General features: G+C 57.8%; 9 protein-coding genes. 4 read left to right on the forward strand and 5 right to left on the reverse strand.

Annotated features, from left to right (window positions below; all coding sequences use genetic code 11):
• The first annotated feature begins 141 nt into the window (after positions 1-141).
• The 3 genes from ACVZTU_RS02965 (at position 142) to ACVZTU_RS02975 (ending at position 8,529) form a co-directional block, all read left to right on the forward strand.
• Positions 142-3,972: a CDP-glycerol glycerophosphotransferase family protein gene (locus ACVZTU_RS02965; RefSeq protein WP_482401361.1), complete on the forward strand. Its 3,831-nt coding sequence runs from the start codon at positions 142-144 to the stop codon at positions 3,970-3,972.
• A gap of 45 nt (positions 3,973-4,017) precedes the next feature.
• Positions 4,018-5,874 (forward strand): glycosyltransferase, encoded by a 1,857-nt coding sequence (locus ACVZTU_RS02970; protein WP_482401362.1) that lies wholly within the window; start codon positions 4,018-4,020, stop codon positions 5,872-5,874.
• 591 nt (positions 5,875-6,465) lie between these two features.
• The gene (locus ACVZTU_RS02975) at positions 6,466-8,529 is read left to right on the forward strand and encodes a hypothetical protein (protein ID WP_482401363.1); all 2,064 of its coding nucleotides are present in this window, start codon (positions 6,466-6,468) and stop codon (positions 8,527-8,529) included.
• Positions 8,530-8,543: 14 nt separating this feature from the next.
• On the opposite strand, the gene ACVZTU_RS02980 is transcribed toward ACVZTU_RS02975, so the two are convergent.
• The 4 genes from ACVZTU_RS02980 to ACVZTU_RS02995 all read right to left on the reverse strand — a co-directional run bounded on the left by ACVZTU_RS02980 (position 8,544) and on the right by ACVZTU_RS02995 (position 13,011).
• Positions 8,544-9,467: an LCP family protein gene (locus ACVZTU_RS02980; RefSeq protein WP_482401364.1), complete on the reverse strand. Its 924-nt coding sequence runs from the start codon at positions 9,465-9,467 to the stop codon at positions 8,544-8,546.
• 65 nt (positions 9,468-9,532) lie between these two features.
• Complete coding sequence (locus ACVZTU_RS02985; protein ID WP_482401365.1) at positions 9,533-10,408, reverse strand: hypothetical protein; 876 nt, start codon at positions 10,406-10,408, stop codon at positions 9,533-9,535.
• Positions 10,409-10,611: 203 nt separating this feature from the next.
• Entirely contained in the window at positions 10,612-11,673 is a 1,062-nt protein-coding gene (locus ACVZTU_RS02990) for a YceI family protein (protein WP_482401366.1), read from the reverse strand.
• Positions 11,674-11,820: 147 nt separating this feature from the next.
• The gene (locus ACVZTU_RS02995) at positions 11,821-13,011 is read right to left on the reverse strand and encodes a YbfB/YjiJ family MFS transporter (RefSeq protein WP_482401367.1); all 1,191 of its coding nucleotides are present in this window, start codon (positions 13,009-13,011) and stop codon (positions 11,821-11,823) included.
• A gap of 208 nt (positions 13,012-13,219) precedes the next feature.
• Here ACVZTU_RS02995 and ACVZTU_RS03000 point away from each other — a divergent pair, with 208 nt between their 5' ends.
• Positions 13,220-14,845 carry a hypothetical protein gene (locus ACVZTU_RS03000; protein WP_482401368.1) on the forward strand — a complete coding sequence of 542 codons (1,626 nt, stop codon included), beginning with the start codon at positions 13,220-13,222 and terminating at the stop codon, positions 14,843-14,845.
• Positions 14,846-14,908: 63 nt separating this feature from the next.
• On the opposite strand, the gene ACVZTU_RS03005 is transcribed toward ACVZTU_RS03000, so the two are convergent.
• Positions 14,909-16,027: an NAD(P)/FAD-dependent oxidoreductase gene (locus tag ACVZTU_RS03005; RefSeq protein WP_482401369.1), complete on the reverse strand. Its 1,119-nt coding sequence runs from the start codon at positions 16,025-16,027 to the stop codon at positions 14,909-14,911.
• Positions 16,028-16,076: the final 49 nt, after the last annotated feature.

The raw sequence follows: 16,076 nt of genomic DNA on the forward strand, positions 1-16,076 counted from the left end.
GCACCTAGCGCATCACGAATTCAGAAATGCTCGAGTCGAGGCGGAAGCAAATTTTTCGCTCACCAGTTTACTGGAGACCTGGAACACAGTACGACGCGGCGGACGGTGCCACCATAAGGTGAACGATATACTAATTTTGTTTTGACTGATCCTTTCCAGGAGAAAAACTTGAGTTCAGAACCAGAGACGCCTGGGATGCTGCGAACCTTGATGAGAATGTCGAGGAAGAAGGCCGAGGAGCGGAGGAGTTCCTCGAATGTTGTGCGGGCAGATGAAACGAACGAGCCGGTGGAAATCGCCGACGATGCGACGGTGACAACGGCTACAAGCCACGAGGAAACAAGTGGGCGAGCGCGGGTAGCTCTCCCGGGACGCCCAGACGGCGTCCTTGGTGATGAACTGACAGTGGTGTTAACCCAAAGTCCAACGGCTGACGATCTCCGACATCTGTTCGGCGGATCACGAGTATCCGCAAAATGTGTGATGCCATCGCCTATCGTGCCTACGCACGGAAATCCACGCTACGACGCTTCCGCAGACGCGGCCAATGGCGGCTACGAAACGGCGGAACCGCTACCGCTAGCCTGGAGACTCCCTTTTTTGCATGCAAGGAAAATCGTGACCGATGAGACAGAGTCTCAAACACGACTGTTGCAAAAGTTGCTCCATAGTGTGACAACGGAATTCGTCCTCATCTCGCCAGAGTGGGAAGCTCTTGAGCTGAAGGGCGTTAACGATCTGCTATCGCGTGTAACGCACGAGCAGGTTCTTTTCGGTTCGGGAAATATTCGTCATGTGGCGGAGACCGGGGACAATAGTTCGCCTCTACTTGCTCCCACGCATAAAAGAGCTCAGGTCATCGACTTCTATGAGAACGAAGCCTTCGGGGACTTCGGGCTTGGGAACAAAATCTTTAGAACGACATTCCTTAGAGAAGTTGTCGATTTTTGCGTTGAGCGAAACCTTGACGAATTGATTCAGACGTCTTTGGTCGCATCCGCATGGGCTAAAGAATACCTGGTATCGAAGGAGATTGTTCTATCAACCTTCTTCCCGACAGAAAATGCTGCAGTTAGGCGTCAGCGGAACAATCCAGATGTTCTTGCTAGCACAATGAGCATGATTGAACATGGTATAGACGCGTTGGTGGCCGTCGGTGACGAGGAATTAATAAACGGGTGGCGCATCTATTCGTTCGGGGCACTGATGTCTCCGTACTACCAGTTGGTCCCGAGAGCAAGCGCTGAATATTGGAACACGCTTTCAGAATTCATCGACGGGCAATATGCGTCAATCCAAAGAGATGGAATCTTGGACTCCCTCTCATTGCATGACAGAGTGTTGATCCATTTAATTAAGGAAAATAATAGAGCCGACTGTGAAGCGGTGTCATTCAATCGAAGCGAACTAGGGTCGAAATATCTAATAGAAGTATCCGACGGACATCTTTTCGCAGCGCCAAATTATCTTGAGGATCTTCAATCCCCAATTCCGAAGGATATCCTTGCCTGCCAGAAATCTGAACTTGAGTTGAAGGCGGGAATATTCGACTATCAATGGACGGATCCGTCAGTGTTGCGGATTTCCGGATACGCCTATATTGAGGGACTGGATATTGATATTCATGACCAGAGGACTTGTGTTCGAGTTGTGAATACAATTACTGGTGCATTTACTGACTTCCCGATTCGTAGTGTCGATAATCCGCGTATCGATTCAATTAGCAATGACCGCAATCTCAGTTATGCAGCTATGGGCTTCGAATCGGACATAGCGCTATCGCAATTTCCTGATGCGAACTTCGATTCTCTTCTCGGTAGCTACACGTGGAAGATCGAGGTCCTCATTGAAAACAAGGCTGGCACCGTCCAGGACGGTTTTGCTTGGCGCGATAGATCCGGGAGTGCAGCGAATCTTGATTTTGCTGAACTTCAATCGGGTGTGCGGCTAGTGCCTCGATTTTCTTCGGATGAAGGTTTGGAGGTCAAGTTCGATCGGCCAAAATACGTGGTCCACAATGCCGACATCGAGGGTCGGGTGTTGACTATACGAATCGCAGCCGGCGGTGGTTCCATTCCGATTGGCATCGAAGCTTCATGTTCCGCAACAAAGACAACGACGCAAGGCGCCCTAGTTGCATTTGACGACGGTGTAGCCACCTATAGTGTGGAGCTGCCGACAGTCACCCACGACTCGCGGGCCAAAGGGGAGTGGGATTGGTCGATCAGGGCAGTACTCGCTGGAAATGAATATCATCCATTGTCGTGGGCTTATGACGCGAAGGCGCTGGAGGCACGAATTGATCCGGCCGCTTCACTGACTGTCAGGCTCACTGGCTTTGGGTATGTGAAACTCGTCGAACGGCGCTGGCGCATACTTGTCGATCGGGTAGTAGTTTCGTCAGACGGTCAACAGCTGGAGGTATTTGGATCTTGTGACCTTGACAGCGGCCGCCCTCCCATCCTCGTGCTTTCCAATGCGCGTGGATCGATAACTGCCACTTATAGCGAGCTCGTCGCCAAGTCAGACAAGCCAGCTGCCGAGTTTAGAGTGAAATTTGATCTGAAAGCGTCGGTCTGGAGAGAAACGGAAGGTCCTATTGAGTCGGGCGCCTACAGCCTCAGGTACTTGCGCCACGAGGGTGATGACCCCAGCCGTAGCCATTGGATATTAGCGGGGAGGCGATTCAGCAGCGAGCTTCCCTACAGAGCCGAAGGTTATCGAGCTAGCGTCGAAGTTTCGCGAACCACCCGGCAAGGCGCGGTAAAAATTCACGTCCGACCGAACCTTTCCGAACGGGAAGCCTCAAGGTTTGGTCAACGTGAGCTGCAACTCGAATACTTCACTGGGCCCAACGTGGATCTGTCAGTGGAAGCTGACGGTGAATTCGTGCTAGCTACGTGCTTCGGCGGACGCCGAGTGACTGACACCGTCCTGGAAGTTGTTAACCGACTTCATAAGGAGAAGCCCGACCTTCCAATCTATTGGGGGGTCGTTGACGAATCCGTCCCGGTACCAGAAGGACACGAGTCTGTCGTCATTGGAACCAGACGCTGGTATCAATTGCTCAGTAGCGCACGACTATTAATAAACAACAACAACTTTCCACACTACTACCGTAAACGAGCTGGACAATACTATCTGCAGACGTGGCACGGCACCCCACTGAAGCGACTGGTGTTTGACGTTGATTCCAATAACTTCTCGTTGTCGTATTGGGCTCTTATGGCGCGAGAGGCTAAATATTGGGATCTCTTGATCGGACAGAATGAAGCATCCGCTAAAACTCTGGCTAACGCGTTTCGATACGATGGACCTTTGTTCTACGATGGCTACCCTCGTAACGATTCTCTCAATGGGTCCGATGCACTGGCTACGCGTGAGAAAGTCCGACGTCATCTTGGCATTGGAACTGAGGAGAAGGTCGTATTGTATGCGCCCACATGGCGAGATAATGCAAAGTCATCTTCGAGTCAATATGCGATGGTCACGTATTTGGACTTTGATGCATTCAACAAGCAGTTGGGTAAGGAATGGACAGTCCTGCTCAGAGGGCACCACAATATTGCGGCGGAAAGGACAACGGCGGGCCTTAATGTCGTTGATGTAACCGACTACCCGTTGGTAAATGACCTCTATTTGGCCGCCGACGCGCTCGTCACTGACTACTCGTCGGTGATGTTTGACTTCTCGGTTACGGGCAAGCAGATTGTCTATTTGGCTCCCGATATCGATGCCTACCGAGACGATATTCGGGGGTTCTATTTCGACCTCATCGAAGCTGCACCGGGTCCGGTTGTGAAGACTACTCGCGGAGTAGTAGACGCACTTCAAAATCTTACTCTCACCCAGTGGAGATATCTGCGTAAGAGGAAAGAGTTTAAGCATCGATTCGCTCCGTTTGACGACGGTGCCGCAACAAACAGGCTTTATGAGGCGTTGCCCATCTCAGAGATATTTCGGGGTGAGTGAAATGCGGTCGACTCGCAATCTGAGCCTGGGGAGGATTCGAAATCCGTGAAGAAGATCTGGAAGTTCAAGCCTAAAGTATCGTCAAGCCCAGTAGCGGCTGCGGTCCCTCGCAAAGTTCCTTTGGACATATACATGCTTACGTACTCAATTCCGGAGAACTTCGGCGGCATGACTAATGTATTGCTTCATCGAGCACGCTCGTTCGCCAATTTAGGGGAGAAGCGAATAGACGTGCTTACGTTGGACGCTGATATGGATTTACCTCACGCGGTTGCCCGTTTGGAGGAGCGCGGCTATTTAGGCGAGTCGAATGTTCGTCTAAGGAATGTGTGGCATGAGATCGGCGAGCTATCTGACACTGCGTTAATGGGCTACGAGTCCTCGGATGAAGAAACTGTTGAGGATACCCCTGTCTCATTTGAAGAGGGAGGAACGTTGCATGTTCGGAAGGGCGGAGACGGATCGTTGCTTCAACTCGACCGCTATCGCTCCGATGGAACTCTGTGGGCCATAGACAGACGTGACACCCACAGGGAAGGCTCGGTGGGTGGTCGACGAATTTCCTTATACGCGAGGAACGGTACTCTGGTGGGCCAGTGGACTCGCCCATCCGAGTTCTATTTCGCGTGGTTGGATTGCGTAATCGGATCTAGAACGGCTGCGTTGATCAGTGATTCTCAGTTCGTTGGCGGTTTTGTTCACAACTATAAACGCCCGAACGTGGTTGTAGCTCAAGTTGTGCATAGTACACATTTGGAATCGGGTGCGAACGATGCGTTTGGCCCCCTGTCACGGGGCAAAGGGCCGATTATGAAGAACGCAGATGCATTTGACCTAGTGACAGTCCTTACTGAATCGCAAAGAGACGATGTAGCGTCAGCTGATCTGGTTGGGAACAGCCTACGAGTCATCCCCAATTCTCGATCGACGCAGGAGCTGAGTGGTTCTGAAGATCGCCCAAGTGGACAGGGCGTGATGATATCCCGTCTGACCTCCCCTAAGAGGGTCGAAGATGCAGTTCGTGCGACTGTATGGGCAAGCCATCATTGCCCCGGACTTCATCTCGATATTTATGGGGACGGCGGTCAACGTGCCAATCTTGAGCGATTGATTGACGGCATTGATGGGGCCGGAGCTGTTAGCTTAAAAGGGTATAACTCCTCAGCTGCCGGTAAATTCCGTAACGCGAGATTTAGTGTACTGTCGTCAAAATTCGAGGGTTTCGGATTGGTGTTAGTGGAATCAATGGCGGCCGGATGCATTCCAATTGCTTATGATATTAAATACGGTCCGTCTGACGTTATCACTGACGGCGTGGACGGATTCTTAGTTCCCTCGGGTGACGTTCATGGGTTAGCTGCCGCGATTCATAGAGTTGCGTCCATGAGGGACGGAGAACTTGCTCGGATGCAGGAGGCGGCCGTGCTTCGTTCGAAAGCTTTTTCGGATAGCGTTGTCATGAAGCTTTGGATGGACGAAATAGCCGAGGCTTGGCGTAGGAAGTCCGATGTTCCTGCGGAGGCTCCCAAAGCGTCCATTCGTCAGGTGCTATTTACGGGTGATGACTCTGTTCGATTCTATGGTGAAGTGGTGGGCGCGGTGCCCGGCCCGTGTGCTCTATTCCTAAGTTGGTTAAATCGTGATAACTCATTGATCTATTCCCGTATGCGAGTCAACGACGTGCGGTTCGTTGACGAAGTTGGTTATTTTTCCGTAGATGTTCCAATGGAGCGTTTGACCCGTTGTGGGCCTGGTCCATTAGATTTCTCTCTGGATATTTCAGGTGGGGGAAATTTGTTCAGGGAGCGACTTAAATGCGCCTCCGAATTCTCTGGCATTTCCGAAAGCGGGTTACGGGTATATTCGACCATTTATGGCAATTTGAGTATTGCGGTAAAGTAGCCCTATTCTCTGATAGGTGGAGAGTTTGATCGATTGACCCTGTGCCTGTGGTCATCAATATTTTTGGGCTCCATACTGAGCGGGGCGACTCGCTGTTTTTCTTATTCTGTTAACCTGCCTGCGGTTTCCCGACGGCTGTTGTTCGCCTGGCTCGAAGCGAGCGTTTCGAGGAATTCTGCCGGCGCACGGTCTAGGCTTGGGCTGCAGCATGCTGTGTAGGCGTTGCTTTTGTGCTTGGGCATTAGTTTTGCTTCACGATATCTCGCTTTTTGTGTACTTGATTATGAGTAGCTTCTGCTAATGTGTCATTCTGGTTATAGTGTTTCGCAGTGCTGCAGCAGTGGTGCCGTCTGCTTTTAGGTCTGAGGGCGTTGGCGGTTGTAGCCATCTTGCTATTTGGGCATGGGGCGGTATCTAAGCGGAGCGGCTCGAGTGGGCGTTGGGCTATTCGAACGGGCGGAATTGCAAACATTTGTAGCTGGTGTTAGTTTGAACTAACATCGGATGAATGTTTTAGTAACATTTGGGGCTCGGCATTGTTTCGGGAGCCGACCGTAGTTTAGGCCGCTGAGAAGCATATACAATGCGGCTATGGTATTAGGTTCGTATTTGTTCCCGCGCGGGTTTATTGCTTATCACCAATCGGTGAATGCATTTGGGTGGGAAGGTCCTCCGCAGCGGTTTCAGCAACTCAGCTTTGGCGAGCTGTTCATGTGGTTCGACAGTGAGCGAGCGCCGGCCGTGGCTCGGTCAGAATCAGCTGCCGTTCTGGTCGTTGGGACAGCAGCATTCGTCCCACCTGGTTCGGATCTGGTCGAGGTGACTGCTGATTTGCAGGCGATCGCCGAGTCTCTGCTCGTGGAACTGACCTCAAGCCAGAAGCACTTCCTTGACGCGCTGGACTACCTTGGCGGGCGCTTCGCGATCATTGTCGAAGTCGACGGCCTCTATCGCGTGTTCCACGATGCACACGGCACTCGCACGATTTACTACGACATGAACCGCCTAGCCTTCTCCACACATGCACATCTGCTCGCATCACTTATCGGAGTCGAGCCGCGTGACTCTAGTGAGTTGAAGGCTACGCGATCCTGGGCAACGCTGCCTCTGTCTTTCGCCTGGGACGAGACACCTTTTCCTGGGATCCGAGCACTCCTGCCGAACCATATGCTTGAGCTCGAGTCGAAACGCACTTTCCGCTACTACCCGCGAGAACGCAATCGCTTCACCAATTTGAGTTTTGACGAGAGAGTGTCGGAGATCAACCGCCTGTGGTTGGGGCAGATGAGTGCATTCGCCCAGAGCACCGACCGCTTCTTCGTGTCATTGTCCGGAGGACTCGACTCGAGAGTGGTTTTAGCCGCACTGCGTGAGCACAAGGGCAAGGTCGATGCATTCACCTATTTCACAAACAATGGGACTGGCAATTGGGCGCAGGCCATGCAGATGGATCGTGACCTCTCCCAGCAGGTACTTGCGCTTGCGCACGTCAACCACGTGCCGATCGTGCACGGGGAAGGCGCAAAGTTCACCGAAGAAGACAAAGCCATGGCTGACAAGAACTCGCTTGTCGAACACGGTCGTTGGCTCGTTGCCCGCTATGTTGAGAATTTCGGAAACAGCACGGGGCTGCACTTCAGGGGTAACACCCAGGAGACGATCCGTTCGTACTACGGGTCAACCAAGCAGAGGGATCCGATCGATCTGGTCAAGGGCCTGATGTCCTCACGGTTGAAGAGCGTCAACCTCGACGACGAGGAACTCAAAGACTACGAAGCGAAGCTCGATGAGACACTGAAGCAGTTTGGCTATCCGAATGCGCTGCACGACTTCGTGGCCTCAGACATGTTCTATTGGGAGATCCGGATGGGGCGGTGGCTGGCCGAGATTTATAACGAGACCGACCCGGCATTCGACTCGATCTCGCCGATGAACATGCGGGCCATCGTCGAACTCGGGCTCGCCGGATCTGAAGACGAACGACGGTCCGGGATCATGTTCACCGAGCTTATCGACCGCAACTGGCCCGAGCTGAATTTTCCTGGAATCAATAACAGGAACAACCTCTACAAGCAGAGCACTATTCTCCGTAAGTCGCTCACCGAAGCCAAGTCACGAGCAGCCGCGGCTCCACCCTGGATCGGACGAGCAGGCAACAACCATGGCCATCCTCTGTCGGCCGGGCCACTGTCGATGGAATCCAACAACCACACTGTCGACTGCCCGCGAGGCGAAATCAAGATTCCAGCCGAAGAGTTAGGAGCGGGAGCATTCGCCAGACGAGTAGTGACTTTGTCTGACGAGAGTTCCAGCGTCCTCACCTTCAGCCTGCGTAGCAACTACGTCAACTCAAGAGGCACTGACTATATGCGCTTTGAAGTCGAGGTGAATGGGAAGACTCTTGTCGGGCACAAGGTCGGGTTCGACTCTGACACCAGCTACTGGGCTGTGTACGGGCTTCGGCCAGGCGATCGAGTCAGTCTGGGAGTCCGGTCTTTGCGCACGGTAACTACCGAATCATGGTCCAGAGCCTCTCGTTGCTTCATCACTATCTTGGATTCTGCAACTGAATACTGGGAACGGCGAGGATCCCTCGACCTCGGTTATGCGACGACCAGTGCGGCGGCAATGCCAGGGGAGTCGTTGCGCGGATAGATCGACGTACTCTCTTAATATCCCAACGAGACGAGGTATCGGAAGAAGTCTGCGAGGTCGTTGCTGGCCAAAGCGTTCTTGAGCGCGGGTACCGCCTCGGGGTCGAAATCGATGATGACTGTGCCGTTGTCCTCGCGACGTGAGTTCGTGGGCACGGTGACCACTGCGATGTCGTCTGTCTGCAGGGTCCGGAGGCTGTTGGCGATCTTGACGAGTTCACCCGTCGTGAGCTCCGCGTTGTGCTGAATGCCCGACGCGAAATGTCCAAGCACAGCAGCGCCCTTGTTGGGATCCTTGACCAAGCCGCCTGACTTCAGCCCCTGAACGAGAGCTCGCACCACCGCCCGCTGATTACGGGTTCGCGTCTGGCCGGCATCATCGACTGGATTCACTGAAGTGAAAATCGCTGATGTCGTTCCGTCGAGGTTGTTCGTACCCTCGACGAAGTCGGTGCCGTCCGCGCTGAATGCAGTACGGCTGTAGACCTGCAGACCGCCTAGCTCGTCGATGACGCGCCCGAGCGCGTCTGCTTCCAGCTGTGCGATGTGATCAATGCGGATGCCGAGGAACTCCTCCACCATGGCGACGACGACCGGCCACCCGCCCTCGTCGGCAATGGTCGCGAAAGTCTGACCTGCCTCGATCTGAGTGGAGGGATTAAGGACGAGTCCTGCTGCGAAGTCGCCGGCGGCGGGAACATGGATGACCGCGAACGTGTCCCCTTGGCTCGATGACTGTGGGGCCGCCTCGGTGAGGTCTCCGGGATTTGTCACCCGAAGCATCAGGGTGCGGGAATCGCCAGCAGCCGGGCGGATGTCTTCTGGCGGGAAGGCAGCCTCGGCGTGGATGGTCTTCGACGCATCATCGAACTCCGCACGGGCGGAGTTGAGGTCCTTGAGAGAACCGATGGCGGAAACCATCTTCGTCAGCTTGGCCATGGCAGTCCCACTTCCTCTGTCAGGTCACATGGTGCTGGTCCCAATAATAGCCGCGGGAGGAATCTTCAGCGCTCTCCACCGTGCCAACTGCAAGTCCCTTGGCCGGACGAATTGGAAACGGTGCCATCGTTGCACTGAGTTGGTCCGCCAGAGTTCCCCTGATACTCGTTGTACGGACCCGGGTATGGGTAGTTGGGGTCGGAACTGCCGTACTCGGGTGCTTCGCCCTCGAACGCGTCTGAACTGTCATACGGGTCGGGAGCGTCCGGCGCCGATGGATCTGACCCGTCGGACTCCGGCGGTGTATCGAAATCGTACCGAGTGATGAACAGCTGATTGTCGTAGTAGTCCGAGAAATCCGCAGCCGACAAGGTAGATCCGATGGCATTGACCGTTTCCAGAAAAGCCAAAGAGATCAGCTGTGCTTCCGAGCCGTACCTTTCGAAGTTCGTGCCGTAATCGTCGACTCCGCACCAGTACGAACCGATCACCAAAAATACGAAGGACTCGAGCAGAAGGCGGGATCGCGGATCCTCGGCGAGGATCTCGGCGGATTCCGGACCATAGACACGAGTGCTGCCCGCTTCAGAATAGGAGTCACATTCCTTCTCTGCGAGCGACAGCCACTCATCAGGTTCCACGTCGGTTCCATAGCGAAAGGCGAGCACTTCGCCGTAGTAGATGAGCTGCTCGTCCTCCGTCGAGTATGGGTCCAGATCCTCAGACACCGCCTCGGGCGCTGGTTCGTCAACGGCTGCCGGATTGACCTCCTCGATGGGGTCAGCGGAGGATCCGGTCGAGTCACCGGTCTGCGGTGGCTTCTCGACTGTAGAGCAACCCGAAAGAGCGACGAGGGCAAAAACTAACACCACCGCGACAAAGGAGCGTCTTATATTCACTTGCCACAGCAAGGACCTCAACAGAGGTGAGCGATGCTTCACGGGACCCCGATTCGACTCTGACCGAAGCAGACGACTTATCGTAACTGGTTACTCGTGAGCGAGAATGCCTCTGGCCGGGGTGGAGGGCAACGGTTATCAATTCGTTGGAATGTGAGTGACTGCGTTGCCGGTAATGCGCTCATTCAACACATAAAACAACTCGACCGAGCAGCTAACAGCTACTCGGTCGAGTTCATTTGGTTTCAGCGGAGGCCGAAGATCTTTCCGAACGCGCTTCCGGATGACTGGCCGTCCGACTTCTTGGATTCGGGAGCCTTTTCCGACGGCTTGTCAGCAGAAGCTTCGGCGGGCTTGACCGGCGGCGGGGGAGGGAACTCCGTGCCGGCGGACTCTGCCTTCGGGGCCACTGATGCTGCGCTCTCCGGGGCCTTCGGCGCGGGAGGAGCCGTCTCGGTCTCGTCGGCTGCCGGGGTCGGGGTCACCGACTCCGGAGCTTCGGGGACCGGCTGAGGGGCTTCCGGTGCGGGAGCCGACTCGGCGGCTTCTGGCTTCGGAGCGTTCGGCACCTCAGGTGCTTCCGGTGTCTCCTGGACCGGGGCGTCAGCGGAGTTCTCCGGGGCATTGGTCACGGGCGCTGTGGTCTGCGGGGCTGCGGAGCCAGCTTCGGGGGCGGAGGTCGCCTCGGTGGAAGGTGCCCGGGCCTCGGTGGAGGCTTCGTTCTCAACCGCGGTTTCGGACGAATCGGCGGGGGCCGCCTCGGCGGCATTCTTGATGAGGGAGAGCTCGAATTCGAGCGTGATCTTGTCGCTGACGAGGACGCCACCGGAATCGAGCTTCGTATTCCAGGTGACGCCCCAGTCCTTGCGGTCGATGCGACGCGAGCCCTCGAGGCCGGCGCGCAGCTCGCCGTAGGGATCGGTCTCGACGCCGATGAGCTCGAGCGGAACCGACACGGTCTTCGTCATGTCACGGATCGTCAGCTCACCGGTGACGATGTAGGAGCCTTCGTCGACCTCGTCGATGGCCGAGGAGACGAATCGGATCTCCGGGTAGGTCTCCACGTCGAAGAAGTCCGCCGAGCGCAGGTGCTCGTCGCGGCCTTGGCTGCGGGTGTCGACGCTGGCGGTCTGGATGATGACCTCGGCCTTTGAATCGGCAAGGTCGTCGGCGATGTCGGCGGAACCTGACACATCGTTGAACGCTCCGCGCACACGCGAGACCATGGCGTGGCGTGTGGAGAATCCCAGTCGAGAATGTGAGGGGTCGATGTCCCAATGACCTGTGATCCCAGGAGTTTCTGTCATGGGGGATAGCTCCTTCGGTTCCTCCGCGCTCCTGCAGGGGAGGCTGTCGTAGTCGGTGTGCCAATTCGCAGATCGAGCGATCATTGAAAGAGCAATCGCCTACGTAGTCTTACACGGGCAGGCGCTTCTGTGCCACCCTGACTCGCATCAGCGTTCGACGTTGCCGGCGAGGACGCCGACCAAGGTCAGCGCCATGGCAATGGCCAGAGCGATCGCTGAGGCGATGAACGCGGCGGCGATGTGCTCGCTCAGGGCCGCCGCGACGATGGCCGGTCCGACGATCTGACCGATGCTGTACCAAGAGGTCAGCTTCGCCGAGGCGTTCGCGACGCCCATCTGCGTGCCGACGCCGATCGTCATCATGACCACGCCGATGAAGGTGAAGCCGAAGAGGGCAGCGGCGATGATGAGGACGATCGGTGAGGATCCGAAGACTGCGAGCAGGGCACCGAAGACCTGGAGGCAATAGCAGACGGTCAGTGCCTTGACTGTGCCGATGCGGGCGGCGACCGCTGACCAGGTCAGGGGAGACGCCGCTGTTGCGATCCCGGCGATGAGCCACGTCGAGGCAGCCGCGGTTGCTCCGAAGACGGGACCGGCCAGCACAACGAGGTAGGTGCCGATGATGATGTAGCCGCCGCCCTGGAAGAAGTAGCCGGTGGAGAGGATGGCCATGGCTCGGCGACGATTGGCCTCGAAGGGGGTGGCCTCCTCGGTGGGGGAGTGATCGGTGTTGGTCTCGGTCGGGGCGACCGCCTCGGCGGTGGTGGTCTGTGGGACCCGGGCGGCGATCGGCCAGGTCCAGGCGATGATGGTGAAGACCGCGGACACGGCCGCGCAGATGAGCCACAGTTGGCGCCAGTCGGCGAAGCTGCCGGCGGCGAGCACGATTGCTCCGGAGACGAGGATGCCGAAGCCGACTCCGCCGTAGGAGACGCCGCCGTCGCGTGGTTTGCGGGAATTCGCGGGGATCCGTTGGGTCACGCACACGAAGATCAGCCCCGAGGCGATGCCGGCGATCGTGCGGATGCCGCCTTGCCAGATGAGGTTCGGGGTCAGGGCGACGGCGGCGAGGCCGAGTGTGGAGACGATGAGGTTGAGGCGGTAGACGAAGCGGTTGGGTTCGACCCAACCTTGGGCGATGACGAGGGTGCCGATGAAGTAGCCGACGTAGTTGAGCGTGGCGATCCACGCGCCGGGGGCGGAGCCCCAGTGCAGGGCGGCGGCCATGAGCGGCAGTGCCGGGGTGTAGAAGAATCGGCCCATGCCCATCGCCACCGAGAGGCCGAGCGCACCGCGGACGGGGGTGAGGGAGGGCCGGGCGATGCTGTCGGGCATGGCGGTTCCTCTCCTCGGGTGGGCTCAGGTGGCGTGGTCTCCACCCTTACGATGCCATGAGCGCGGGGCGGCCGCCTCGGCGGGTGGGGATTCGGACTTCGGACGTCGACGTGGTGGAGGCGGACGTCTTGCCTTGTTTGGGCGGGAGGTGTCTCGAAAGGCACTGTGGGAGTTGTTGATTCTGTGGGGACAGGGCAGAGTTATCGGAGTGAACCTCAAAAGGAGCATCCAGGGCGGTGTGGTGGCGCTCGCCCTCGTTCTGTCCGGGTGCTCGTGGTTCGATTCGGACGATTCGTCGTCCTCGAGCCAGTCCCCGGAGCCGAGTCCTACTCCGACCGAATTCGAGCAGTCGTTTGCCGGCGCGGTCTCCGGAGACGATGCGGTGGTGACTGCGTCCACCGACAAAACGGGTCCGGGCCTCACGGCAGACAATGTCGGGATCTCTTTCGAAGCCACTGACCTCGCCGATCCTCGGCTCGATCCGGCGCAGTCCAACCTCGACGAGCAGTTGAAGTCCCTCGGATCGCCGGCGCTGCGCTTCGGCGGCAATGCTCTCGACCGGAGGACGTTCTGGACGTCCAAGGGTGAGAAGCCGAAGCACGGTGAGAAGGTCACCGTCACCCCTGATGACCTCAAACGGCTGAAGAAGCTCGTCGACGTCACCGGTTCGTCCGTCACCATCGGCATTCCTCTGGGCACCTACGATCCGAAACGCGGAGCGGACATGGCCGCGCATGCGGTCGACATCCTCGGCGATTCTCTTGTCGGTCTGGCGATCGGCAATGAGCCGAACGGGTACACCGTCAAGGATGTGCCCAGCGGTGCCGTGCGAGGCAAGGGATGGAACAAGGACAAATACGTGGAGCAGCTTGAGGCGTATGCGAAGGCGATCCATGCCAAGCGGCCCGATGCGCCGATCATCGGTCCCGATGTCTACGACGGCGCGTGGATGGAGGCTTTCGCGGATTCGGACGTGAAGAAGAAGGCCGCGATCTCCCAGCACTGGTATCAGCTCTACGAATGCGACTCTTCGACGGTGCCCGGTCGCGGCCCGCAGGCGGCGAACCTCATCGACCCTTTGGCGAAGGAGGCGGCGAAGAAGAACCTCGGCATCGGGAAGTCGAAGGCTGACGATGCGGATTTGCCGCTGTGGCTCGAAGAGACCGGGCCGACGAGCTGCCCGGGCACGAATGACACCTCGCTGACGAACGCCTCGGCGTTGTGGGCTGCCGACTACACGATGTATGCGGCGACGCTCGGGGTCGAGCGGATGGCCATGCATTCGATGCTCGGGGCGTGCAATGGGGGAGCGCCGATGTCGCTCATCTGCGATCCGGCCGATCGCGGGGATCAATCGAACGAGTTCCAGGTGCGACCGAACATGCTCGGGCTGCGGCTGCTCGTACCCAGCGTCGGTGGGGAGTTCACTTCGACCGACGTTACGGGCGGCGGGAATATGAGCGCCTACACCGTGGTCAAGAACGACGGTCGCACGCTGGTGACGACGGTGATCAATGCGAACGACGCGGCTTCGGTGGGTGGGAATCCCGTGACGCTGTCGATGCCGTCGGGGTTCAGTGTTTCGTCGGCGTCGCAGGTGTACGGGGAGTCGAACGATGTGAAGAGTGCTACGCAGGTTGTGCCGGCGAACCCGCTGCCGGCTGATGTGCCGTTCAGCGGGGACGGGGCTTCGGGGGCATCGGCGAGCGCGTCGGCTGGGGCGGGTGCCACCAGCTCGTCGGCTACTCCGAGCGGCGGGATGGGCGACGACGGAAAGCTGCGGATCGACCTGGCTGGGAGCTCCGTGACGGTCTTTATTATGCGCAAGGGGTGAGGTGGGCCGATCGGACCGCTTTTCTCCGCGCACGCCCCATAGCCGGCCGTGCTGAAGACTCCTTCACATGGGCGTGGCTGTGGGAAACGCCGTCAGCTCCGGTGCGGGGTTTCCGAGGATGCTGCGGGCGACGGCATCGCCCAGCAGCGGCCCGAGCGTCAGCCCGCCCGCGCCGTAGCCCGTCATCGTCCATAAGCCTGATCTGTCCGGCACTTCTCCGGCGATCGGCAGGTTGTCGTCACCCATAGGGCGAATGCCCACTCGGGTCTCGATGACTGTGGCATCGGCCAGTCCGGGCGCCAAATCCAGCGCGTCCCGGAGGACCTGCATCTGTCCTGCGGCGGTGACGCGGGGATCGTAGCCGCTCCCGGTCTCGCGGGTTGCGCCGACCGCGATCCTGCCATCATCGAACGGGGTCATGTAGTTGGGTGTGAAGGGGTGGACCGTCGGCCATTGTGAAGTGTTCACTCCACGAAGGTTCAGATGCGTGATCTGTCCGCGTTGGGGGCTCACAGCGCAGTTCACATCGAGGGGAAGCAGCAGTTCTGGAGTTCTTGCCCCTGCTGCCACGACGACAGAGTCAACGTCGATCGGACCGCGCATCGTCTGCACTCGCCATCCGGTGTCGCCGAGGGGATTGATCGCGATCACTGCGTCCTCGCAGTGCTCGGCCCCTAGAAGGACTGCGGCACTCAACGTCGCATTCCGGAGAACGCGGCCGTCGACCCGTCCGCCGCCGGAGACGTACAAACCCGTCAGTTCGGTGGACAGGGCGGGAAACAGTTCGTTGACCTGTGTGCTGTCTACGCGCTCCAGCGTTCCTGCGACGGAACCGGACTCAGCAATGCGCTGGGCTACCCGGTCTTCGACGGCGTCGAGTTCTGTATCGTCTCGCGAGACCATCAGGGCGCCGGAGCGCCTGTATCCCAGTTCGGGAATCCCCAGGTCATGGAGCCTTGCGAGGAACTCCGGGTAGTAGTTGCCGCCGGCTGAGTACGCTTCATAGAAGGCACCGGTCGAGGACGAGACCCAGGGAGCGATGATCCCGGCGCTGGCAGCTGTCGCCTGCCCCGAGGCGGCATCGTCGATCAAGGTAACCGTCGCGCCCCGACGCGCCAGTCCGTAGGCAGTCGTGACTCCAGCGATTCCTGCCCCGACGACGGCGATCTTCATTGTATTCATAGTTGGCGATATTCCTTTCGGTCCGGGCCCTGGGGCCAGCTTACGATCC

This window comes from Brevibacterium sp. OS20, from assembly GCF_056837565.1.

Excerpts from the sequence above, each read along its gene's own strand:
- ACVZTU_RS02975 (WP_482401363.1), top strand. The coding sequence starts at position 6,466 with ATGGTATTAGGTTCGTATTTGTTCCCGCGCGGGTTTATTGCTTATCAC.
- ACVZTU_RS02980 (WP_482401364.1), bottom strand. The coding sequence starts at position 9,467 with ATGGCCAAGCTGACGAAGATGGTTTCCGCCATCGGTTCTCTCAAGGAC.
- ACVZTU_RS02990 (WP_482401366.1), bottom strand. The coding sequence starts at position 11,673 with ATGACAGAAACTCCTGGGATCACAGGTCATTGGGACATCGACCCCTCA.
- ACVZTU_RS02995 (WP_482401367.1), bottom strand. The coding sequence starts at position 13,011 with ATGCCCGACAGCATCGCCCGGCCCTCCCTCACCCCCGTCCGCGGTGCG.
- ACVZTU_RS03005 (WP_482401369.1), bottom strand. The coding sequence starts at position 16,027 with ATGAATACAATGAAGATCGCCGTCGTCGGGGCAGGAATCGCTGGAGTC.